Genomic DNA, 22,178 nt, shown 5'->3' on the forward strand with positions numbered 1-22,178 from the left:
CCCCGGGTAACCTTGAATCAGGAAAGGGGTTCAAGATAGTCGATCAGCAACTGAAGACTCGTGCGGCCCCGGAACGTATTGGAGTCCGGCTTGTAAACCACCCGTGCGCCAGAACGCGTAAAATCAGGCACTTCCGGCCCGGTATTGAAAGCTATGCCATCAATGATTCCGCCACCTTCAGCTGGCTGCAACACCAGCTTGAGGTGATTCTCGCCGACGATACGCTGACTGACCACCCGGAATTCACCGTCAAACACCGGCTCGGGAAAATGCTGCCCCCAGGGCCCCGCATTCTTGAGCAGTGCAGCCGTGTCCAGACTCAGCTCATTCAGGTCCAATGGCCCATCGGTCGTAATTGCCGCCTCCAGGTCCTCAGCTTTCAGGGTATCCCGAACCGCCTTATCAAAAGCGTCGGAAAAAGCATCCAGATTTTCACGGGCGAGGGTCATACCGGCAGCCATCGCATGCCCCCCGTATTTTTTCATCATACCCGGGTGGCGGGCATCCACGGCGGCCAGCACATCGCGAATATGAAGACCGGGGATGGAGCGTGCCGATCCCTTGATATCCTCGCCGTTATCGTCACCGGCGAATGCAATAGTCGGCCGATGAGTCTGTTCACGTATTCTTGCAGCCAGAATCCCAATGACGCCCTGGTGCCAGTCCGGATCGAACAGCGCCAGCCCCCAAGGTAAGCCCTCAAGATCAAGCGACATCGACGCCAGCAACTCCTGGGCCTGGGCCTTCATATCCTTCTCAATGGTGCGACGCTCACGATTAAAGCTGTCAAGCTCCCTGGCCAGCCGGCGGGCTTCATCCGGACTGTCTGCCAGAAGGCAGGCAATACCAATGCTCATGTCATCCAGACGACCAGCGGCGTTCAGGCGGGGGCCGACAACGAATCCGAGATCTGTTGAGCTGATGGCCGTGTGGTCCCGGCCAGCCACTTCCAACAAAGCCAGAATGCCTGGACGGGCCTCACCCTGACGAATACGGCGCAGGCCCTGTTCGACAAAAATGCGGTTGTTATGGTCCAGGGGTACCACATCTGCAACTGTTCCCAGTGCCACCAGATCAAGAAGCGACCCAAGATTCGGCTCCGGCAGAGGCAGGCGATCTGTTTCGCGGAGATGCTTGCGCAAGGCTGTAAGCACATAAAACATGACGCCAACCCCAGCGGCATTCTTGCTCAGAAAGGGGCAACCGGGTTGATTGGGATTAACGATGGCATCGGCATCCGGCAAGGTTTCACCCGCCAGGTGATGGTCAGTCACAACCACGCTCATACCCATATTGCGGGCTGCTTTCACACCCTCTATAGCGGAGATCCCATTGTCCACAGTAATCAGCAGGTCTGGCAGCTCGCCTTCATCTTTCAGGCGCTCGATGATTCCCGGTGTCAGGCCATAGCCGTCCGAGAACCGGCTGGGAACGCGGAAATCAATACTTTGCAGGCCCAGCATGGACAATCCCAGCATGGCGACCGCCGTACTGGTGGCGCCATCGGCATCAAAATCACCCAGAATCAAAACCCGCTGCTGTTGTTCTATGGCCTCGGCCAGCAACGTTACCGCACGATCAATACCCCGGAGCTCCATGGGAGAGGCCAGGTGTTTGAGGGTATAACTCAGCTGCTCATCGGAGGTCACGCCTCTGGCTGCATAGAGGCGACGAAGTAACGGTGGGAGGCTCTGCCCCCAGGCCGGCGTGTTCTCCGGTTGGGGGCGACGCAGGATCTTTTTCGGTGTCATACCGGGTCAGGTGTTTTTCCAGTGTTCGGCAATAAACTCCTGAACACCGGCAATATTGTTGTCCAGAACCGTGTAGTGTTCATCGCGCTCGAACAGGTCCGCCATGTGGGCGGGCAACTGGGGCTGCACTGTTAGCCCGGCCTCGGAGATGGCATCCGGAAACTTGGCCGGGTGCGCAGTACCAAGAGTGATCATCGGGACCGAACTGTCACGGCGACAGTTACGGGCCGCTTTCACACCAATGGCCGTATGGGGATCCAGCAGATATTCATTCTGCTCATAGATCTCACGAATAACATCGCACGTGGTCTTGTCATCCACCGCATCACTGTCAAACAGTTTGCGGGCATGTTTCCAGCGATAATCCTCAATGCTCACCGGGCCTTTAGCCGCATTCTCAAGCAGCTCCTTCACGGCCTGACCGTCACGACCGTGCAGATCAAACAGCAGGCGCTCGAAGTTGCTGGACACCATGATGTCCATGCTCGGCGACAGAGTGTGCTCAAGTTGGTGCTGCTCGTATTTGTTGCCGCTCATGAAACGATGAAGGATATCGTTGCGGTTGGTAGCGATCACCAGCTGCGAGATGGGCAACCCCATCTTGCGGGCCAGATAGCCGGCAAAGATATCTCCGAAGTTCCCGGTAGGCACAGAAAACGCCATGCTGCGATCCGGACCGCCCAGCGCCAGAGATGCCTGGAAGTAGTAAACAATCTGGGCCATGATCCGGGCCCAGTTAATGGAGTTCACCGCTGCCAGCTGGGTCTTGCCTCCCAGAAAGCCCTGGTTGCCAAAGCTTTCCTTCACCATGCGCTGACAATCGTCGAAATTACCACGAACCGCGATATTATGGATGTTCTCGCCCTTCACGGTGGTCATCTGGCGGCGCTGCACTTCCGATACCCGCTCATAGGGATGCAGAATGAAGATATCCACGTGCTCGCAACGGCGACAGCCTTCGATCGCGGCGGAACCGGTATCTCCGGAGGTTGCCCCCATAATGACCACGTGCTGCTTTCGCTTTTCCAATACGTAATCCAGCAACCGGCCCAGCAACTGCAACGCGAAATCCTTGAACGCCAGCGTCGGGCCATGGAACAGCTCCATGACCCACTCATTGGTGTCCAGTTGCACCAGTGGTGCAACCGCCTTGTGGCTGAACACCGCGTAGGTTTCGTCCAGCATCGTCCGGAAATCGTCGGCCGGGATGGCGTCGTCCACAAACGGATGCATCACGTTAAACGCTAGCTCGCTGTAGGAAAGCCCGCGCCAGCTTCGAATTTCCTCAAGACTGAAGTGAGGCAGCGATTCCGGCACATACAGACCACCGTCAGTGGCCAGGCCAGTCAGCAGAACATCTTCAAAACCCAGTGCGGGCGCTTCTCCCCGCGTACTGATATATCTCACATGCGTACCTGTCAGTTGAAGTTTTCAGCGCGGATGCGAACAACCTGGCCATCGGTGTCAGTCAGTGCTTCAAGCTCTTCAATGGCGCGGTTCATCTGCCGCTCCTGGACCGTATGGGTCAGAATGATCACTGGAATGCGGCCGTCCTTCAGCTCGGATTCCTTCTGCATGATGGACTCGATATTGATCCCATGCTCACTAAGAATCGAGGCAATTTTCGCTAACACACCCGGGCGATCCAGAGCAGTGATTCGAAGATAATAGGCTGACTGGATATCCTCCATGGAGAGCACTTCAAGGTCTTCCATGGCCTCCGGAGCGAATCCGAGATAGGGAACCCGTTGCTTGCTCTCGCTGGCAACCGCCCGGGCCACATCCACGATATCAGCAATAACAGCGGAGGCGGTGGCCTCATCGCCGGCGCCTGGTCCGTAATACATGGTCTGGCCAACGGCATCGCCATCCACAAGGACCGCGTTCAGCACACCATCGACCTGAGCGATCAAGTGACTCTGGGGCACCAGAGTCGGATGAACCCGCAACTCAATGCCATCGTCACGACGACGCGCAATACCCAGGTGCTTGATGCGATAACCCAACAGCTCGGCATGGGCAATGTCATACGGAGTGATTTTCGAGATGCCTTCGGTGAAGCCTTTCTCAAACTGAAGGGGCACACCAAAGCCCGCAGATGCCAGGATCGTCAGCTTGTGGGCAGCATCAATGCCTTCGACATCGAAGGTTGGATCGGCTTCGGCATAGCCAAGATCCTGAGCTTCCTTCAATACCTCAGAAAACTGGCGACCGGCACGCATTTCGGTGAGGATGTAGTTTCCAGTCCCGTTAATGATACCGGCGATCCAGTCAATTCGGTTGGCAGCCATACCCTCGCGAATCGCTTTCATCACCGGAATCCCCCCGGCAACGCCTGCCTCGTAAGCAACCACGACCTCGGCTTTTTCCGCGGCTTCAAATATTTCGTTACCGTGAACGGCTATCAAGGCCTTGTTCGCGGTCACTACGTGCTTGCCTTTACTGATCGCAGCCAACACAAGCTCTTTTGCGGCATCATAACCACCGATAAGCTCGACGACGACATCAATGGCCGGATCGTTTACCACGTCATAAATGTCGGTAGAAAAAGGCACATCCCCGAGATCCATATCATTCCGGGGCCGACGACTGGCAATACGGGTAATCCGGATATTGCAGCCGGCCCGGCCGGCAATTAGCCGTGCGTTCCGGGTCAAGACATTGAATGTACCGCCGCCAACGGTACCCAGTCCGCAGATTCCGACACTGACGTCTTTCAAACTCTCACCTCTGATCCCGAAGGGGTGCTGATGAATTACAATAAGGAGGCATAGTATACCGATTCAGGTGCCACTGAATAAGCCCCGAATCGGAAGCAAGTCAAATACATGAAAGTCCGGCCGCCGGAGGCAGCCGGAAAGAACTTTAAAGCAGCCCCAGGCCCTTGGCGAGATTGTCAGCGGGAACGTACCCCCGCACCATGTTGCCGTCTTCCAGGATAATGGCTGGCGTGCCGGTCACACCGACGCGACCACCTAGCTGATACTGTTCAAGAACCGGGTTTTCGCAGGTGGCAGAATCCACGCTCCGCCCGCTTTTGGCCGCATTCATCGCCGCCTGAGGATCGTCCGCACACCACACCGAAACGTATTTTTTGAACGACGGCGTTCCAGGACCGGAACGAGGGAAAGCGTAGTAGTTCACCGTAATACCGTAATCATTGAGCTGCGGAATTTCGGCGTGCAGTTTCCTGCAGTAGGGGCAATCAATATCCGTAAACACGTCAATAACAGCCTTTTCATCACCTTTCGCCGGGAAGCTGATGACACCGTCATCGCCAAAGCCCGCCATAACCTGGCGACGCTGACCGGCTTTCGCTTCCTCGGTCACATTGGCGATACCGTTATCAGTAATCTTCAACAAATCACCCGTCAACAAATACTGCCCGTCTGCTGTGGAGTAAATGGTCTCGCCATTATTGCTCAATACCTCATACAGCCCCTCCGCTTCGGACTCCCGAACCGACGTCACCTTCAGGCCCGGCACAGCCTCAGCCAGGCGCGTGGCAATACGATCCTCTATTTCACCAGCTGCAGCTGGGAATGCGAGCAGCACCCCAACGGTCAGACCGAACACCCTCGCAACATTCTTCATGCTTTTTCTGGCAGACATACGTTTTTCCAGTCAGATGTTATTCAGCCCGCCCCTCAAGCGAGAAAGGCCACGGGAATCCGTTACTGCGACACAGACGCGCCGAAAAAGTTCAAAGCAGCTACCTTACCCAAAAAAGCGCACATCAGCCACGGGGATGATGGGCCTGGTGCAACGACTGAAGGCGCTGGCGCGCAACATGGGTATATATCTGTGTCGTTGATAAATCAGAGTGCCCCAGCAGCATCTGAACAACCCGCAGATCAGCGCCGTGATTCAGGAGATGCGTTGCAAAGGCATGTCGAAGAGTGTGGGGGGAGAGATGCTTGCGAATGCCCACCCGGACAGCATAATGCTTGATCCGGTGCCAGAAAGTCTGGCGGGTCATGGCAGAAGGCCGGTTCCCCGGGAACAGTGCATCACAGGAATGACCTTTCAAGAGCTCCAGGCGCGCCTCCTTCATATAACGCAGCAGCCAGTCGACCGCCTCCTCACCCAGGGGGACGAGACGCTCTTTGTCACCCTTGCCGGTAATTCGAATCACACCCTGGCGAAGATTGACCTGGTCGACACGCAAGCCTGTGAGTTCAGAAACCCGGAGCCCGCAGCCATAGAGAATCTCCAGCATGGCCTTATCCCGTAATTCGATAGGCACCGAAGGGTCCGGCTCTGCCAGCAGGTCGTCAACCTCCTCCTCAGTCAGGGAATCAGGAAGCCGCCGAGGCAGGCGGGGACTGTCGATGCGCAAGGTCGGGTCCTCAGCAATCAGACCTTCACGCAATAGATAACGATAAAACCGCCGTATACCGGACAGCCGCCGGGCCGCAGTTGACGCTTTCACTCCTTCCGCCAGGCCTCTGGACATCCACGCAAGCAAATCGGTTCTGCGGGCAGCCGTCAGGGGCGGCCGGCCGGGCTGCTCCTCCAGCCAGGCTGAAAGACGGGTAAGATCGCTTCGATAGGCTTGCCTCGTTTTTTCACCCAGCCCGTCTTCCAGCCATATCGCGTCGGTAAAGCGGACGATGATCGCCTCATCTTCCTGTCTCACATCAACCCCCTCACGCCACCACAAGCCCCTGCCAGCATTGCACAGGCCTCAGACACAAAAAAGGCAGCCCCAGGCTGCCTTTTTTACAAGCGTACTGCTCAGCAAATCACTGATCAGCCCAGCTTTTCCTTGATGCGAGCTGCCTTACCGGACAGGTCGCGCAGGTAGTAAAGCTTGGCCTGACGCACGTCACCGCGACGCTTCACGCTCACGCTGTCGATCAGCTTGGAGAAGGTCTGGAAAGTACGCTCAACGCCAACACCGTAAGAAATCTTACGCACGGTGAAGGATGAGTTCATGCCACGGTTACGCTTACCGATGACAACACCTTCGAACGCCTGCAGACGCTCACGGTTACCCTCGGTTACGCGAACCTGAACGACCACGGTATCGCCCGGCGCAAACGCAGGGGTTTCCTTGGTCATCTGTTCCGCTTCAAGTTGACTGATGATGTTGTTCTTGCCGCTCATCGTAATGCTCCTGATACCCAATCTTTTAATGCCCTGATGATTCAGAGGCACCCGGTTCGTTCAAAATCTCTTCCAGCAGCTCACGCTCTTCATCCGTAAACACCCGCTTCTCCAGCAGGTCGGGGCGTCGCTCCCGGGTTCGCCTCAGCGACTGCTTTAGCCGCCAACGCCGGATCTGATCATGGTGACCGCCCAATAAAACATCCGGCACCGCCTGACCTTCGTAAACCTCGGGCCGAGTGTAGTGCGGACAATCCAGCAAACCGTCAGCAAAGGAATCCTGCTCTGCCGACTGCGCATGACCCAGCGCTCCGGGGATGAGGCGTGTAACCGCATCAATGACGGCCATCGCCGCCAACTCGCCACCGGAGAGGACGAAGTCCCCCAGTGACACTTCCCGATCGACTTCGGCCGATATCAGGCGCTCATCCACACCCTCGTAGCGACCTGCGATCAGAATCAGTCGCTCCTCCGCCGCAAGAGACTCGACGACGGCCTGAGTCAATGGCTCACCCTGAGGCGAAAGATAAACTACGCAGGCCTGACCTGGCGCAGACTCCCGTGCAGCACGTATGGCCTCGCGGAGCGGCTGGATTTTCATCAGCATGCCCGGGCCACCACCGTAAGGACGGTCATCTACTGTGCGGTGACGATCATGGGTAAACTCACGAGGATTCCAGCTCCTGAAGGTCAAAAGACCGTCCCGAACTGCCCTTCCCGTGATCCCGTAATCAGTTACCGCACTGAACATCTCCGGAAACAGACTGACTGCGCCGATCCACACCCGTCAGAACTCCGGATCCCAGTCCACAACCATGCGCGAAGAGCCCAAGTCGACTTCCCTGACCACCTGATCAGGCAGATAAGGAATCAACCGCTCACGCTGATCTATGGAACCTGCCGAAGCGTGAACCACCAGAACATCGTTGGAACCTGTTTCTATCAGATGGTGCACCGTTCCCAGGCACTCACCCTCAACCGTAAAAACGTCAAGACCCTCAAGCTGGAACCAGTAGAACTCCCCCTCAGGGAGATCAGGTAGCTCTTCGGTCGCCACTTTAACATCGGCGCCGCATAGCTTGAGAGCAACATCACGGTCATCAACACCTTTAAGCCTGACGACGATCCCCTGCCCTTGGCGGCGACCCTCTTCAAGCTTGACAGGAATACGCTTTCCGTCCAGATCCAACGTCCAGTCCCGGTAATTCAGTATTCCTTCTCTGGGATCCGTAAAGGAATAGACCTTTAGCCATCCCTTGACCCCAAATACCGAGGTAATCCGGCCGATCACAGTTTCCTGCGAATTCTGTGTCATGCCACAAACCCCGGTACTAAAACGTAATTACTCAGCAGCCTTCAGCAGCTGGGCAACACGATCGCTGGTTTGCGCGCCCTGGCCCAGCCAGAACTCAACACGATCACGGTCAACGCGCAGACTTTCTTCCTGACCACGGGCAACCGGGTTGAAAAATCCAACGCGCTCAATGAACCGACCGTCGCGAGATTTACGGCTGTCGGTGACTGTCAGATGGTAGAACGGGCGCTTCTTTGAGCCGCCACGAGCCAAACGGATTATTACCATTTAACCAATATCCTGTTCTGTTGTACGAACTTTATACGTTTCACGCCTGCCAATCAGTGGCTGACGCGAAGACCCATACTCGAAAGGGGCGCTATTCTATGCTAAAAAAGCGCCGAAGAAAACAGGGAAAACATTGTTTCCACGTTTTCCATGTAAGGCATTTTACATACGGCCGAAGGGAGGCGCTCCACCACCGCCGCCGCCGGGCGGCATCATACCACCCATGCCGCGCATCATGTTCGCCATACCGCCCTTTTTGCCAAACTTTTTCATCATTTTCTGCATTTGCTTGTGTTGCTTGAGCAGGCGATTGACATCCTGGATCTGGGTTCCGGAGCCGGTGGCGATGCGGCGCTTGCGTGAGTTGTTAATGACATCAGGGTAACGGCGCTCCTTCGGCGTCATTGAGCAGATGATGGCTTCCATCTGCCCCATGGATTTGTCATTAACCTGCTGCTGCGCCATCTGGGCCATTTGCCCCATACCCGGTAGCTTATCCAGCAAACCGCCGATACCACCCATATTCTTCATCTGTTGCAGCTGATCCCGGAAGTCTTCCAGGTCGAAGCTCTTGCCCTTCTTGATCTTTTTTGTGAGCTTCTGGGCCTTCTTCTGGTCCAGCTTACGCTCGGCTTCTTCTATCAGTGAGAGAACATCGCCCATACCAAGGATGCGTGACGCAACACGGTCCGGGTAAAAAGGCTCCAACGCATCGGATTTTTCTCCAACGCCCAGAAATTTAATGGGCTTACCGGTAATATGACGGACCGACAAGGCTGCGCCACCGCGAGCGTCACCATCGGTTTTGGTCAGCACTACCCCCGTCAGCGGTAACGCGTCGTTAAACGCCTTGGCGGTATTCGCCGCATCCTGGCCGGTCATGGCATCGACCACAAACAGGGTCTCAACCGGGTTAACCGCTTTGTGGAGGCGCCCGATTTCACCCATCATCTGCTCATCGACATGCAGACGGCCGGCGGTATCCAGAATGACAACGTCAATGTGCTTCTTGCGCGCGGCAGAGATAGCGCCCTCGGCGATATCCACCGGATCCTGGTCTGCCGTACTGGGGAAAAACTCGACGCCCACTTCGCCAGCCAGTGTTTCCAACTGCTTGATGGCGGCCGGACGATATACGTCCGCGCTGACCACCATGACCGACTTCTTCTGACGTTCTTTAAGGAATCGGGAAAGCTTGGCCACCGTCGTGGTCTTACCGGCACCCTGCAGGCCAGCCATCATAATAACTGCGGGCGGCTGCACGGACAGGTTGAGCGACTCATTGCTCTCGCCCATAACGCGCTCCAGCTCTTGCTGGACCACCTTCACAAAAACCTGCCCCGGCGTCAGGCTGCGTTGCACTTCCTGACCAATGGCACGCGTGCGGACACCTTCCACGAAATCCTTGACTACCGGCAGAGCGACATCCGCCTCAAGCAGAGCCATCCGGACTTCACGCAGCGTGTCCTTGATATTGTCATCGGTTAGCCGCGCCTGACCGGAAATCTTGCGCAGGCTACCGGAAAGTCGGTCTTGGAGGTTCTCAAACATGTTGCTCTTCCGTACCCCGGATAAATTGAGTGCATGGACCGCAGAGCCCGTTTCGGCTCCTTGATTCCAGTTGCATAATCGCGACATTATAACCAGACTATCGCCCTGAAACGACCAACCCGGTCAAATCGGTGAAACACACCACCGAATCCCAGTCAGATTAGTGGTTAATAAGGAAGTCATGGGAACGCTGATTCTCGCGGTCACCTCTCTTTTTCTATACAGCGTCGGTACCGCGCTGCAGGCGCTCCATTTCAGAGGCCGGGTGCACAGTAACCTTGCCATTACGACACTGGTCGGCGCTCTGGCACTGATTAGCCATGGCCTGTTGATTGCTCAAACAGTGCATCACGACGGCGGATTCGATTTTGGATTTTTCAAGAGCTCCGTCCTCATCTCGTGGCTGATCGTATTCCTTCTTCTTGGCCTTAACCTCAGAAAACCTGTGCAGAACCTGTTCCTTGGGGTTTACCCCCTGGCATCCCTGACCATCATAATGGGTTTGATCACGCACACCCCTTCAAGACTGGTCTCAGACGAGAGCTATGGGATGCTGTCACATATCGCCTTGTCAGTCACAGCGTACAGCCTGTTCACGCTGGCAGCCATCCAGGCGATCCTGCTCTATTTCCAGAACCGCCAACTTAAACGTAATTACAACAGCCTGCTGGTGCGTAACCTGCCGCCCCTGCAGACCATGGAATCACTATTGTTCGAAATGGTCTGGGCCGGCGTGGTGATGCTCGTACTGGCGATCGTAACCGGGGCGCTGTTTGTGAAAGATCTTTTCGCCCAGGATCTGGCCCACAAAACTGTTTTTTCACTACTTTCGTTAATGGTGTTCGTTGCACTGTTGATCGGGCGCTACACCAAAGGCTGGAGAGGCATTACGGCAAGTCGTTGGACGCTGGCGGGCTGCGCCCTGTTAATGCTGGCTTTTTACGGCAGCAAATTCGTGCTTGAACTGGTATTTAACAGAGGCGGCTAATCCTCCCCGGGAGCACAACCTCTTGACACCGGCCTCGGCCTACCCCTATTTTCCCCACTTGTTGGTAATATAAGGACCCCCCTCTTGAACGAAACATCGCTTACCGCGCTGTTTATTCTGCTCGTCGGCCTCATTCTTCTGTCCGGCTTCTTTTCCAGCTCGGAAACCGGAATGATGTCCCTGAACCGGTACCGCCTGAAACACCTGGCAAAAACCGGTCACAAGGGCGCAAAGCGAGCTCAAAACCTTCTCCAGAGAACAGATCAGTTGATTGGGGTTATCCTGATCGGCAACAACTTCGTTAATATTCTTGCCTCATCCATTGCAACAGTTATTGCCATCGAGCTCTGGGGTAATGCTGGCATCGCTTACGCAACGCTCCTGCTAACGATCGTCATCCTGATTTTTGCCGAAGTTACGCCCAAAACACTGGCCGCCCTCTTTCCGGAAAAAATCGCCTTCCCCGCGAGCTACGTGCTGGGACCGCTACTGAAGATCCTTTATCCAATCGTCTGGGCGGTAAACCTGCTTACCGGTGTTATCCTGAAACTGCTTCGCGTCTCTCCCGATGATGCCGCCAGCGACCATCTCAGTCGCGAAGAACTCAGAACCCTCGTCAATGAGGCAGGCGCGCTGATCCCGGCCAAACATAAGGACATGTTGGTCAGCATCCTGGATCTGGAAAAGGTCACGGTGAACGACATCATGGTCCCCCGAAACGAGGTGGTGGGCATTGATCTGGATGACGATACCGACACCATCCTGCGACAGCTTCGCAGCAGCCAGCACACCCGACTTCCGGTTTTTAAAGGCGACATCAACAATATCCAGGGCATTCTGCATCTGAGAAGTGCGTCCAAGCTGCTTCAGCAGGAAGAAATCAACAAAGCGATGATCATGCAGCTTTGCCAGGAACCCTACTTTGTCCCTGAAAGCACGCCACTGAACACTCAGCTCATCAATTTCCAGAAGGGAAAGCGCCGGTTTGGTATCGTCGTTGACGAATATGGCGATGTGCTCGGCCTGGCCACGCTTGAGGACATTCTGGAGGAAATCGTCGGTGACTTTACCACGGACTACGCCGCCACCAGCCCTGACATCATCCCCCAGGACGACGGAACCTTCATTATTGACGGGACAACGGCCCTGCGAACCATCAACAAGACCCTGGGCTGGAAAATGCCTACGGACGGTCCCAAAACGCTCAACGGCCTGATCACCGAGACACTGGAAAACATCCCGGATACAAACGTATGCGTCAAGGTGGACGGGCATTGCGTGGAAGTTCTGCAGATTAAGGACAACGTTGTAAAGGCCGCCATCGTACACCCTCGCAAACGCAAAAAGCGCCCGCTGGCCCGACCATAACACCGGGCCCAATTCCCGCCCGCTATAGTTCTTTCAGTTATAGCGGGCCCGGTTCTTGAAAGATCAAAATTTAACCGTTTTCTTGACCCTTATCTGCCCACGACCAACACTAACCGTGGTGCGAAACAAAAATAATGATAAGGAATCTATCCATGAGTCTGACACACAGCTTTGGCCTGCTTGCTCACCCTGACCAGGAGTGGGAGGCTATACGCAGGGAATCTGAGTCCGTAACGAAACTCTATCTCGGCCACATTTTGCTTTTGGCCCTCATTCCCGCTGCCGCCGGATTTTTCGGAACATCCCAGGTAGGCTGGCAGATCGGTGACGGGCAGATAACGAAGCTCTCCACCGGAAGCGCACTGCAGCTTTCGACCCTGTTCTACGCCGCGATGCTCGTGGGCATATTCATTCTTGGTAAATTTATTGATTTTTTTGCCGCGACCTACGATGCCGTTGAACGCACCCCCAGGGGAGTTGCGCTAGCTGCGTATACCGCCACCCCGATTTTCCTGATTGGCGTAATCGCGGTATACCCAAACATTTGGGTAAACATGCTCGCCGGGCTCGCGGCTGTCGCATACGCCGTCTATCTTCTCTATGAAGGCCTGCCTATCCTGATGAAGATTCCGGAAGAACGCGGATTCATGTTCGCGTCAGCGGTGCTAACAGTCGGACTGGTAATGTTCGTTGCACTTCTCGCCATGAGCGTCGTTATCTGGAGCATGGGCGTCGGCCCCGTTTACGTAAGCTGATAGTAACATGTCAGCAGTAAGGCTCTGAATTAACGAAGGGTGTCCCACGGGGCACCCTCCGTTTTTTGAAGACAGTCTCAGGTTAGCGTTTATTCATGTTAAGTTTGCTAAAAATGCGGTAAATTTACCCGATAAAGAAAATACAAGGATTCAAGCTCGGTCATGTATCCGGTTGAGGCGTAAACAGGAGTCGGCCATGAATAAGCAGTCCGGCATACATTACCTCCGCGAACACAGGGAAGCGGGCAGTAGCAAACCGGTTCCAGTGGAGGTTACCCGCATCCGGGACACTGTTGTCGCCGGGTTGGGTGATCTATTGCAAGGCGCTTTCGACGCCGTTGACGATTCTTTGTTCGAGCTGGCGAATAACGCGCGCAGTAACAACGAGCAAAACCGCTATTTTGAAGCCATGCGCGAGATTCGAATCAAGCGCAAGGGCGTGGAGCGTCATTTTCAGAATGCAGTGGCCCAGTTTTTTGCCACCCCGCCGCATACCGGACACATCCAGGAAGATACAACAAGCAAACAGGCTACGGCCGACAGTCTGTCACTGGTAGGCAACGAGGACCTGGAAGAACAGGTCGCCCTGAACGCCATGATCACCAAGGCAAAAGCACACTTCCAGGGCCCTTTACTTCAGCTCCAGACCCGTTTCAGCCAGGTTTATCCTGAAGCGACAGACGAATCCCCGGTCAACCCGATGGCACCCGAGCATCTTTGCAGTGCCTTCACAGAAGCCATTCAAGCGCTAGAAATACAGATTCGGGAACGCCTTATTCTGCTCAAGCAATTCGACCGGTACGTCGTTTCCAACCTTGGCATGCTGCTGGACGAAGCCAACCGCATTCTCATTCAGGCGGGTGTCATTCCCAATTTTCGATATCATGGCAAGGCTGGCAAACAGCACAGCCAGCAATCAGATCGCGCGGGCAAAACGCCGGAAGCATCCCAAGCGCGGGCCGAGTCATCATCGCGGGAATCTCTTGCCGCTGAAAGCCCGGTTTTCGAACAGATTCATCACATGCTCGAATTACAGAGAGCCAATGCGGGTCAACCCCCACGCAGTAATGACCCGAATATAAGAGTGATTGGTGCAAATGAGCTGGTTGGTCTCATAAGTTCTTTGTCAGTGGATACTCACGTCCAACCAGGAGAAAACCTGAGTGCCGGTGAACCACTGCAGATCGATTTGAAGTCGGTAATTGAGCAGCTACTTTCCCGGGAGAGCCCGAAAGACGGGAAGAAGCCCGCGCTCAAGGAAATGGACGAAGACCTCATCAATCTCGTCTCGATGTTGTTCGAGTTTATTCTTGATGACTACAATCTATCTGCTCCCATCCAGGTTCTTATCAGCCGCCTCCAGATCCCGATCCTGAAGGTCGTCATTAAAGACAAGAGCTTCTTCAGTAAAGCAACCCACCCGGCGCGAAAGCTGCTGAACGCTCTGGCCAGAGCCGGTATCGGCTGGAGTAACAGCGACGAAAAGAGCCGGGACAAGCTCTATGAGAAAATCCACAGTATAGTTCAGCGAATTCTTAATGAATTTGACGGTGACCTGGCTCTCTTCGAGACACTGAATGAGGAATTTGAAGAGTTTCTGGCGAGGGAGAATCGTAAGGCATCCCTGGTTGAGCAGCGCACCCGCGAATCGGAACGGGGCCGAATCAAATCACAGAAGGCCCAGGAAAAGGTCGACCAGATCATCAAGAAAAAGGTCGGGAGAGACCGCCTGCCAGAGCCAGTTCAAACCATCCTGATCAACGGCTGGAGTAGAGTCATGTTCCTGGCCTACCTCCGTGACGACACTGAACATCGCTGGCAGGAAAGCGTCAAGGTTGTCGATGATTTGATCTGGTGCCTTCACCCGCATCAGGAAGACACGGAACGGGATCAATGGGTGCGGGTTGTTCCGGGCCTCCTCAAATCTCTGCGAGCGGGCCTTGAAGAAGTGTCGTACAACTCATCGAAGCTTGATGAAATGATGGGGCAGCTCAAGCACGAACTGGCAGAAGCATTCCGGACCAGCTCAAATGCAGAGATCCGGGAAACACCTGAAGAAGACACAGATGTAAGTGAACCTGCTGAGACCGAAAGCCTCGCTCAAAACCAGACCGAAGAAGCAGCTATTTCCGAGTACGTTGCCCAGATTGACAGTATCGAAATCGGAAACTGGGTAGAATTCCGGCTGGTCAACGGCGCGAGCTTCCGCTGCAAGCTTTCGGCGGTGATCGATGAGGCCGACAGTTTTGTGTTTGTGAATCGCATGGGACTGAAGGTGATTGAGAAGAACAGGATTGAGCTGGCCCATGAAATGCGCCGTGGGCGCCTGACACTGCTTGAACAGGGTGCCTTGATCGATCGGGCCCTGGATGCGGTTGTGGGAACGCTGCGGAGCAAGACAGCCTGATATTGATGCAGGAGCAAGGCATAAGTAATGGGCTTTCGGCAAAGTACAGGATCACTCTCGCATTATCGGTAGCATTCCTGGCTCACACGCTGCTGCTCTCGGGGTTTCCGTCAACAAGCCTGGAACCCCGGGAGACCCGTCAAAGCATGCGCTTGGAGCTGATTCCTCCCGGAACCGTTGCAAGCCAGACAATCGCTCCCGCACCCACCCCGGAAAAGATCGAAATTCGTAATCCCCGGTTTGAGATAGCGCCGGCGGGGGCTCCTTCCTCTGGCTCAAAGGTTATTGCAGGCTCTTCGGAGATGCGTGCCACTGAACAAGAGCCACCCCCCCCTGAACCCGCAAGACAGCCTCCAGCGAAGCCGTCGCCAACAACACCCACAGCCAGCAATCCCCATACACCTGCGTCAAAATCGGGCAGCCAGAATACGTTGGCCGAGGTGCAACCCAAAGAAGCCCTGACCCAAATCACAGAATCCCCCACAGAGCAGGATCCCTACCTGGTTAGACTGGCGGTGCATCTTGGACGGGAACTGGAGAAACTGCGAGTGCCCGCAATAAGCCGGCTTGATCAGACCGCAAGAATGGAGATACAGCTTCAGCTACTGGACAATGGCGCCCTGACACGGTCTCGAATTCTTAAATCGACGGGCATTGAGGGGATAGATGATGCAGCATACCGCGCTTCTCTTGCCGCCAGCCCGTATCCAGAGCCTCCCACCGACAAGGAAAACCAAAACCGTTTCGAGGTTGAACTGGTGTTTTCCCCGAAACGGCTTTGACGCTGAAAATCAGGCTTCAGCCTGTTTCGCAGCCTCTTTCACCATTTTAGCCAGTTCGCCGCTCTCGGACATTTCCAGAATGATGTCGCAACCACCAACAAGCTCACCGTTGATATACAGCTGTGGGTAGGTTGGCCAGCTGGAATAGACCTTAAGCGCTTCGCGCAGCTCCTGATTATCCAGAATATTGACGAATGCAAAACGCTCGCCACAAGCCATCAGCGCCTGAACGGTTTTAGCTGAGAATCCACACTGCGGAGCCTGAGGACTACCCTTCATGTAGAGGATAACCGGATTATCATTGAGCTGGCTCTTGATGGTTTCGTTAATGTCCATGAACATTCACCTCTGATAGAAAACAAAATTGCCTGGGGCACTTAACTTTTCCTTATTGTACACGTCCCTTGAACACCGCACCAAACAACAGATTCAGGGCACGCCAGCCCGCTCCCCCAGCGTTGTCATCCCTGCTCTGAAGGGCTAGACTTGATGCCCCGTTTTTTCCAGCGATTTTCAGGCAGCCCCGCTCACCCGGGTTTCGTTAATATAAGGGCCACTGCATGGCGGCAAGACACTTTCTGACATTGAACGACATGACAACCACGGAGCTTGAGAGCCTGGTGGATCATGCAACCAGGCTCCGCAACGAATGGCGGCAAGGTAAGGTGCGGGATTCACTGAAGAATCGCGTGCTGGCAATGATCTTCGAAAAGTCGTCAACCCGGACTCGGGTATCGTTCGAAGCCGGCATGACCCAGATGGGGGGCTCGGCCTTGTTCCTGTCTCCGCGGGATACGCAGCTTGGCCGTGGTGAGCCCGTGGAAGACTCAGCTATCGTGATCTCAAGCATGGTAGATGCGGTCATGATACGAACTTTTGCCCACAAAACTGTTGAACGGTTTGCCAGCGCATCCCGGGTCCCCGTGATCAACGCCCTGACCGATGATTTCCACCCCTGCCAACTGCTTGCCGATATGCAAACATACCGCGAGCATCGCGGCAGCATCCGCGGCGCGACGGTGACCTGGGTCGGCGATGGCAACAACATGTGCCACTCTTACATAAACGCTGCCACGCAATTCGATTTCCACCTTAATATCGCTTGTCCCGAAGGCTACGAACCCGACCAGTCACTGCTTTCAGAACACGAAGACCGGGTTACCGTTTTCCGCGACCCGTCAGAGGCAGCGCGCAACGCCAACCTGCTGGTAACCGATGTATGGGCGTCCATGGGACAGGAAGACGAACAAAAAGCACGCGAACAAGCGTTCCGGAGCTACCAGATTAACCCGGAGCTAATGTCCGTCGCAGACAAGGGCGCCCTTTTCATGCACTGCCTGCCCGCCCACCGAGGCGAGGAGATATCCGTCGACATGATGGAGCACCCGGGGTCCGTGGTCTGGGACGAAGCGGAAAATCGCCTGCATGCCCAAAAGGCTTTGCTGGAATTCCTGATTCTGAACCGCCTGGACTGAGCCCATGAGCAGACCCCTAATCGCTCCGACAGACTGGCTGCTGGAGGTCAACAACCTGTCTTGTGGCTATGGTGGGGACTCCGTGGTTCGGGATGTCAGTTTCGCACTCAGCCATGGTGACATCGGCTGCCTGCTCGGCCCCAGCGGCTGCGGCAAGAGCACCATACTCCGGGCCCTCGCAGGTTTTCTGCCACTTAACAGTGGCGAGATTTGCCTCCAGTCCCAAGCCATCAGTTTGCCTGGCCGCACCCTTGCTCCTGAAAAACGCCGGATAGGCATGGTTTTTCAGGACTACGCGCTGTTCCCACATCTGACTATTGCCGACAACGTCGGTTTCGGGCTTCGAAAGATGTCCGGCGCGGACAAGCACCAGAAGGTAATGGAACTGCTGAACGTGGTACATCTTCAGGATCTTGCCAACAACTACCCGCACGAGCTTTCCGGTGGCCAGCAGCAACGGGTTGCATTGGCACGAGCACTGGCCCCCGAACCGACACTGATCCTGCTGGATGAACCTTTTTCAAATCTCGATGCCGATCTGCGTCGCAGGCTCAGCCTGGATGTTCGGGAAATTCTGAAAACCCTCGGCATCAGTGCGATTCTTGTAACCCACGATCAGCAGGAAGCCTTTGCCATGTGCGACCAGGTCGCCGTGCTCAAGGATGGACAGATCCAGCAGTGGGATGTCCCCTATAACCTTTACCACGAACCTTCAAACCGCTTCGTTGCAAGCTTTGTTGGCCAGGGTGGCTTTGTACCGGGCAAGGCCCTGGGCCCTGACACGATTGAATCGGAGCTCGGGGTCATTCACGGCAACCGGGCTTACAGGTGGTCACCCGGAACATTGGTTGATGTACTGATCCGGCCCGATGACATCATTTACGATCCGGACTCCGATCTCCGCCCAAAAGTGGTTGAGAAAACGTTTGCGGGCACCTCGACCCTCTATCGGTTTCGCTGCTCAGAAGAGACCGAGTTTGAAGCTCTGTTCCGAAGCCATCTGGACTTCCATCTCGGCGAGACAGTGCCCGTGCGTGTTGAAGCGGACCACCTGATTGCTTTCGAGCGCACTGCCTGATCCCGGGTCAGTTGTTGCAGATGCGCTCCACTGCATCAAGCCAGCCCGCATAAAGAGACTCTCTCAGTGCGGGACCCATGGCGGGGTGGAACTGTCGTTCACATTCCCAAAGCTTTGAAATCTGCTCAAGGCTCTCAAAGACACCCGTTTGCAACCCCGCGAGGTAGGCGGCTCCCAGTGCAGTTGTTTCGGTCACTCTGGGGCGGTCGACCGTAACATTGAGAATATCGGCGAGAAACTGCATCAACCAGTCATTGATAACCATGCCACCGTCGACCCGCAAAGACTCAAGGCGGGCACCGTCATTCTGGATGGCACGCACCAGATCCTTGGTCTGATAACAAACCGATTGCAGGCCTGCGGTCACGATTTCAGCGATCCCGGTATCTCGTGTCAGCCCCATAATGGCGCCACGGGCATGAGGGTCCCAATGGGGGGCGCCCAGACCGGTGAACGCAGGCACCAGATACACCGGATTGTCGACACCCACACTTTCAGCATGAGCGGATGATTCGTTGGCGTGCTCAATCAGCCCCAGCCCGTCTCTGAGCCACTGCATGGCGGCGCCGGCGACAAAAATGCTGCCCTCCATCGCGTAACTGGGCTTGCCATTCAGACGATAAGCCATCGTGGTAAGCAGTCGGTTCTCGGACCGGAGGGCATGGTCGCCGGTATTGAGAATCAGGAAGCACCCGGTACCGTATGTACTTTTGGCCATGCCGGGCTTAAAGCAGGCCTGACCAATCAGAGCGGCATGTTGATCACCTGCAATCCCCGCAACCAACACCGGTGCGCCCAGCCATTCCGGCTGTGTTGTACCAAAATCAGCCGCACTATCGAGCACGTCTGGCAGTAACGAACGAGGGACACGGAACAGAGCCAAAAGCGTTTCATCCCAATCCTGCTCGTGAATATTGAACAGGGCTGTTCGGGAGGCATTGGTCGCATCCGTGTAATGGGACTCGCCACCGGTAAGGTTCCACAACAGCCAGCTGTCGACGGTACCAAAAGCGAGCTCACCGGCCTCGGCCCGCCCCCTGGCACCCTCAACATTATCCAGTATCCAGGCAATTTTGGTCGCTGAAAAGTAAGGATCGATCAGCAGCCCGGTCCGTTCCACCACCGAGTCTTCATAGCCATCAGCCTTGAGCTTGGTACACAGCGAAGCCGTGCGTCTGTCTTGCCAGACGATGGCATGATGAATGGGCTTGCCACTGCTCCTTTCCCATATCACCGTGGTTTCACGCTGATTGGTAATCCCGATACCGGAAAGTTCGACCGCCTCTATACCGGCCTTTTCAAGGGCTCTTCGGCAAACCGACAAAGTGCTATCCCAGATCTCAAGGGCATCGTGTTCTACCCAGCCATCCTGCGGGAAATACTGATGAAACTCCTGTTGGTCGACAGCAATGCTACTGCCGGACTCGTCAAAAACAATGGCTCGGGAACTGGTGGTCCCCTGATCAATGGCAAGCAGATAGCGGGTCATGATGGTCTCCGGTTGTTTTGCCGGATTTTAGCAGTAGAAACAAAGCAGAAAGAGCGAACAGGGCAAAAAATAGCAGAAAGGCAAAAAAAAGGGCCGGAAAACCGGCCCTCAAATGACGAATGAAACAAGGAAAGTTCGTAAGAACTACAACCTCAAAAGTCATCCCTTACGTTTTCTATTATTGCCAAGCCCGGACCGGAATTCAGTAGCGGTTCTGTAGCAGCTTTGTTACATCTGGTTAGGCTTACGGGCATAGTTCACAAAATAACTTCCACCGGCTTTTTACGAGGCCATACCAGACTGAACCGGGCGCCACCAAGCGCATCACTGCGTCCCACAAAAGCCTGGCCACCGTGCCAGTACAGGATCCGTCGAACGATGGACAAGCCCAGCCCGTAACCACCGGACGTGCGGGTACGACTGTCATCCAGTCGGGCAAAAGCCGTGAACACCTTCTCCCAATCCTGTTCGGGAATACCCGGGCCATCATCCTCCACATCAATGCGGCAGTTGTCTTCATCAATATGGCAGTGCACCACTACCCGGCCCGATGCATACCTGGCCGCGTTACCCACCAGGTTCTGAATTGCGCGGTGAATGTATCGAGGCTCCACGTCCGACATTGCCCACTGCTCCGAATCTTCCTCAATATCCGCATCAATGTTCAATGCCGGGCGAATGATCTGCTGCTCGGAGACTACCTGACGAACAAGATCGGTGACCGATGCCTCCCTCAACGAAAAGACCGGACCGCCCTGCTCCAGCCTCGCGTAAGTCAGGATTTCATCGATCAACTCGTCAAGCTCCTGAATATCTCCATCAATACCGTCAAGCTGCTTCTGCAGGCTGGCCTGATCCTGACAATCCTCAATCATCTGTACACCAAAGCGAATCCGGGCTACGGGGGTGCGCAACTCATGGGAAACCGCGTGAATCATTTCCCGCTGCACCTGGACCAGCCGCTGGATATGCTCAGCCATGCCATTGAAGGATACCGCCAGACGGGAAATCAGGGTTCCTGTGCCGCCACCGACCCGAGCCCCCATTTCCCCCCGTGCAATGCGCACAGCCACTGATTCCACTGAGCGAAGGTTATTGTCCACCTCCCGAAGCGCGACAAACAGGGCTACTGCCAATACGCCACCCAGCACAACCACCAGAAGGAGGATGACGGGCCAGGACCACGAATCAAAGGGCGGCGGCATGTCGATCCGGTAGAGCTCGCCATCGGCAAGTTGCACCAGAACATGCCCGTCCGCGGCGACATCATCCCGGTAAAAAACCGCTCCCCGGTCAACAACTTGATCAAGCACCTCGTTGACAGGCAGAACCGATAACTCATCAATGCGTCGAATCGTCAGATCGAAAGAGTCAGACAGTCGGGAAGCAATTCTGTCTCGCTCCTCGGGCGCAGACGCGTCCATGTGCCAGCGAAAGATCAGCGCTATAGCCTCCGCGACATCCCGATACGGTTCGTCAAATCGCAGCTGAATCACCTGGCCGGAATAATTTGCAATCAGCATTCGATAACCGGTCCGGCCCTCCTGGGCGACCACCTGACCATACCCAAGGCGCTCCAGGATTACCGGGGAGAGACCAAGCTCACCCGCATGCAAAATCCGGAAGTCATAAAGTGAGGCAAGCCAGTGGTAATGCTCAACCGGGGCAGAATCGGCGGCGAGCCAGCGCATCAGAGGTTCGGGAAAACGTTCATGCCAGAATTGCGACCTGACCGAGTTAACCCCGGCGAACAGGAGCACGCAAAGCAGAATGACCAGCGCAGTCAGGCCAGCAAGACGGGCATAGAGCTTTAGGAAAAACTTCAGGGGCATGTCATAAACCC

The 22,178-nt window shown here is 55.3% G+C and carries 20 protein-coding genes; 7 read left to right on the plus strand and 13 right to left on the minus strand.

Annotated elements, in window-relative coordinates; all coding sequences use genetic code 11:
• Nucleotides 1–17: 17 nt before the first annotated feature.
• From recJ to ffh, 10 genes are all read right to left on the minus strand, one after another.
• Nucleotides 18–1,751: a single-stranded-DNA-specific exonuclease RecJ gene (gene recJ / locus BKP64_RS10370; RefSeq protein ID WP_070969443.1), complete on the minus strand. Its 1,734-nt coding sequence runs from the start codon at nucleotides 1,749–1,751 to the stop codon at nucleotides 18–20.
• 6 nt (nucleotides 1,752–1,757) lie between these two features.
• Nucleotides 1,758–3,158 (minus strand): threonine synthase, encoded by a 1,401-nt coding sequence (thrC, locus tag BKP64_RS10375; RefSeq protein ID WP_070969445.1) that lies wholly within the window; start codon nucleotides 3,156–3,158, stop codon nucleotides 1,758–1,760.
• 11 nt (nucleotides 3,159–3,169) lie between these two features.
• On the minus strand, nucleotides 3,170–4,471 hold the full coding sequence (locus BKP64_RS10380) for a homoserine dehydrogenase (RefSeq protein ID WP_070969448.1): 1,302 nt from the start codon (nucleotides 4,469–4,471) through the stop codon (nucleotides 3,170–3,172).
• A gap of 145 nt (nucleotides 4,472–4,616) precedes the next feature.
• Nucleotides 4,617–5,345, minus strand: coding sequence for a DsbC family protein (locus BKP64_RS10385; RefSeq protein WP_418287596.1), 729 nt, complete (start codon nucleotides 5,343–5,345; stop codon nucleotides 4,617–4,619).
• Between the two features lie 142 nt (nucleotides 5,346–5,487).
• On the minus strand, nucleotides 5,488–6,390 hold the full coding sequence (xerD, locus tag BKP64_RS10390) for a site-specific tyrosine recombinase XerD (protein ID WP_070969454.1): 903 nt from the start codon (nucleotides 6,388–6,390) through the stop codon (nucleotides 5,488–5,490).
• Nucleotides 6,391–6,503: 113 nt separating this feature from the next.
• Entirely contained in the window at nucleotides 6,504–6,860 is a 357-nt protein-coding gene (gene rplS, locus BKP64_RS10395) for a 50S ribosomal protein L19 (RefSeq protein WP_070969457.1), read from the minus strand.
• A 25-nt stretch (nucleotides 6,861–6,885) separates the two neighbouring features.
• On the minus strand, nucleotides 6,886–7,644 hold the full coding sequence (gene trmD / locus BKP64_RS10400; protein WP_070969460.1) for a tRNA (guanosine(37)-N1)-methyltransferase TrmD: 759 nt from the start codon (nucleotides 7,642–7,644) through the stop codon (nucleotides 6,886–6,888).
• A gap of 3 nt (nucleotides 7,645–7,647) precedes the next feature.
• The gene (gene rimM / locus BKP64_RS10405; protein ID WP_070969463.1) at nucleotides 7,648–8,175 is read right to left on the minus strand and encodes a ribosome maturation factor RimM; all 528 of its coding nucleotides are present in this window, start codon (nucleotides 8,173–8,175) and stop codon (nucleotides 7,648–7,650) included.
• Between the two features lie 27 nt (nucleotides 8,176–8,202).
• Nucleotides 8,203–8,442, minus strand: coding sequence for a 30S ribosomal protein S16 (gene rpsP / locus BKP64_RS10410; protein WP_070969466.1), 240 nt, complete (start codon nucleotides 8,440–8,442; stop codon nucleotides 8,203–8,205).
• A 162-nt stretch (nucleotides 8,443–8,604) separates the two neighbouring features.
• Nucleotides 8,605–9,993 carry a signal recognition particle protein gene (ffh, locus tag BKP64_RS10415; protein ID WP_070969469.1) on the minus strand — a complete coding sequence of 463 codons (1,389 nt, stop codon included), beginning with the start codon at nucleotides 9,991–9,993 and terminating at the stop codon, nucleotides 8,605–8,607.
• Nucleotides 9,994–10,174: 181 nt separating this feature from the next.
• Here ffh and BKP64_RS10420 point away from each other — a divergent pair, with 181 nt between their 5' ends.
• From BKP64_RS10420 to BKP64_RS10440, 5 genes are all read left to right on the plus strand, one after another.
• Nucleotides 10,175–10,981, plus strand: coding sequence for a cytochrome C assembly family protein (locus BKP64_RS10420; protein WP_070969473.1), 807 nt, complete (start codon nucleotides 10,175–10,177; stop codon nucleotides 10,979–10,981).
• An 84-nt stretch (nucleotides 10,982–11,065) separates the two neighbouring features.
• A complete protein-coding gene (locus tag BKP64_RS10425; RefSeq protein ID WP_070969475.1) occupies nucleotides 11,066–12,349 on the plus strand; it encodes an HlyC/CorC family transporter in 1,284 nt (427 codons plus the stop codon).
• 152 nt (nucleotides 12,350–12,501) lie between these two features.
• Nucleotides 12,502–13,104, plus strand: a complete 603-nt coding sequence (locus BKP64_RS10430; RefSeq protein WP_070969478.1) for a Yip1 family protein — start codon at nucleotides 12,502–12,504, stop codon at nucleotides 13,102–13,104.
• A gap of 196 nt (nucleotides 13,105–13,300) precedes the next feature.
• The gene (locus BKP64_RS10435; protein ID WP_070969480.1) at nucleotides 13,301–15,511 is read left to right on the plus strand and encodes a DUF1631 domain-containing protein; all 2,211 of its coding nucleotides are present in this window, start codon (nucleotides 13,301–13,303) and stop codon (nucleotides 15,509–15,511) included.
• A gap of 146 nt (nucleotides 15,512–15,657) precedes the next feature.
• The gene (locus BKP64_RS10440; protein ID WP_227515367.1) at nucleotides 15,658–16,293 is read left to right on the plus strand and encodes an energy transducer TonB family protein; all 636 of its coding nucleotides are present in this window, start codon (nucleotides 15,658–15,660) and stop codon (nucleotides 16,291–16,293) included.
• 9 nt (nucleotides 16,294–16,302) lie between these two features.
• Here the strand turns inward: BKP64_RS10440 and grxD are convergent, their stop codons facing one another.
• Nucleotides 16,303–16,629: a Grx4 family monothiol glutaredoxin gene (gene grxD / locus BKP64_RS10445; protein WP_070973647.1), complete on the minus strand. Its 327-nt coding sequence runs from the start codon at nucleotides 16,627–16,629 to the stop codon at nucleotides 16,303–16,305.
• A gap of 224 nt (nucleotides 16,630–16,853) precedes the next feature.
• On the opposite strand from grxD, the gene argF reads away from it, so the two are divergent.
• On the plus strand, nucleotides 16,854–17,768 hold the full coding sequence (gene argF, locus BKP64_RS10450) for an ornithine carbamoyltransferase (RefSeq protein ID WP_070969486.1): 915 nt from the start codon (nucleotides 16,854–16,856) through the stop codon (nucleotides 17,766–17,768).
• 4 nt (nucleotides 17,769–17,772) lie between these two features.
• Nucleotides 17,773–18,846, plus strand: coding sequence for an ABC transporter ATP-binding protein (locus BKP64_RS10455; RefSeq protein WP_070969488.1), 1,074 nt, complete (start codon nucleotides 17,773–17,775; stop codon nucleotides 18,844–18,846).
• A gap of 7 nt (nucleotides 18,847–18,853) precedes the next feature.
• On the opposite strand, the gene glpK is transcribed toward BKP64_RS10455, so the two are convergent.
• Both glpK and BKP64_RS10465 read right to left on the minus strand, forming a co-directional pair.
• A complete protein-coding gene (gene glpK, locus BKP64_RS10460) occupies nucleotides 18,854–20,335 on the minus strand; it encodes a glycerol kinase GlpK (protein ID WP_070969490.1) in 1,482 nt (493 codons plus the stop codon).
• Between the two features lie 257 nt (nucleotides 20,336–20,592).
• Nucleotides 20,593–22,167 (minus strand): ATP-binding protein, encoded by a 1,575-nt coding sequence (locus tag BKP64_RS10465; protein ID WP_070969493.1) that lies wholly within the window; start codon nucleotides 22,165–22,167, stop codon nucleotides 20,593–20,595.
• Nucleotides 22,168–22,178 lie beyond the last annotated feature (11 nt).

The sequence above is a fragment of the Marinobacter salinus genome, assembly GCF_001854125.1.
Taxonomy (GTDB): domain Bacteria; phylum Pseudomonadota; class Gammaproteobacteria; order Pseudomonadales; family Oleiphilaceae; genus Marinobacter; species Marinobacter salinus.

Coding starts and splice junctions, on each gene's coding strand:
- rplS (WP_070969457.1), bottom strand. CDS start 6,860: ATGAGCGGCAAGAACAACATCATCAGTCAACTTGAAGCGGAACAGATG.
- glpK (WP_070969490.1), bottom strand. CDS start 20,335: ATGACCCGCTATCTGCTTGCCATTGATCAGGGGACCACCAGTTCCCGA.
- BKP64_RS10420 (WP_070969473.1), top strand. CDS start 10,175: ATGGGAACGCTGATTCTCGCGGTCACCTCTCTTTTTCTATACAGCGTC.
- BKP64_RS10435 (WP_070969480.1), top strand. CDS start 13,301: ATGAATAAGCAGTCCGGCATACATTACCTCCGCGAACACAGGGAAGCG.
- ffh (WP_070969469.1), bottom strand. CDS start 9,993: ATGTTTGAGAACCTCCAAGACCGACTTTCCGGTAGCCTGCGCAAGATT.
- BKP64_RS10385 (WP_418287596.1), bottom strand. CDS start 5,345: ATGAAGAATGTTGCGAGGGTGTTCGGTCTGACCGTTGGGGTGCTGCTC.
- BKP64_RS10465 (WP_070969493.1), bottom strand. CDS start 22,167: ATGCCCCTGAAGTTTTTCCTAAAGCTCTATGCCCGTCTTGCTGGCCTG.
- BKP64_RS10430 (WP_070969478.1), top strand. CDS start 12,502: ATGAGTCTGACACACAGCTTTGGCCTGCTTGCTCACCCTGACCAGGAG.
- BKP64_RS10455 (WP_070969488.1), top strand. CDS start 17,773: ATGAGCAGACCCCTAATCGCTCCGACAGACTGGCTGCTGGAGGTCAAC.
- recJ (WP_070969443.1), bottom strand. CDS start 1,751: ATGACACCGAAAAAGATCCTGCGTCGCCCCCAACCGGAGAACACGCCG.
- rpsP (WP_070969466.1), bottom strand. CDS start 8,442: ATGGTAATAATCCGTTTGGCTCGTGGCGGCTCAAAGAAGCGCCCGTTC.
- BKP64_RS10440 (WP_227515367.1), top strand. CDS start 15,658: ATGCGCTTGGAGCTGATTCCTCCCGGAACCGTTGCAAGCCAGACAATC.
- rimM (WP_070969463.1), bottom strand. CDS start 8,175: ATGACACAGAATTCGCAGGAAACTGTGATCGGCCGGATTACCTCGGTA.
- grxD (WP_070973647.1), bottom strand. CDS start 16,629: ATGGACATTAACGAAACCATCAAGAGCCAGCTCAATGATAATCCGGTT.
- argF (WP_070969486.1), top strand. CDS start 16,854: ATGGCGGCAAGACACTTTCTGACATTGAACGACATGACAACCACGGAG.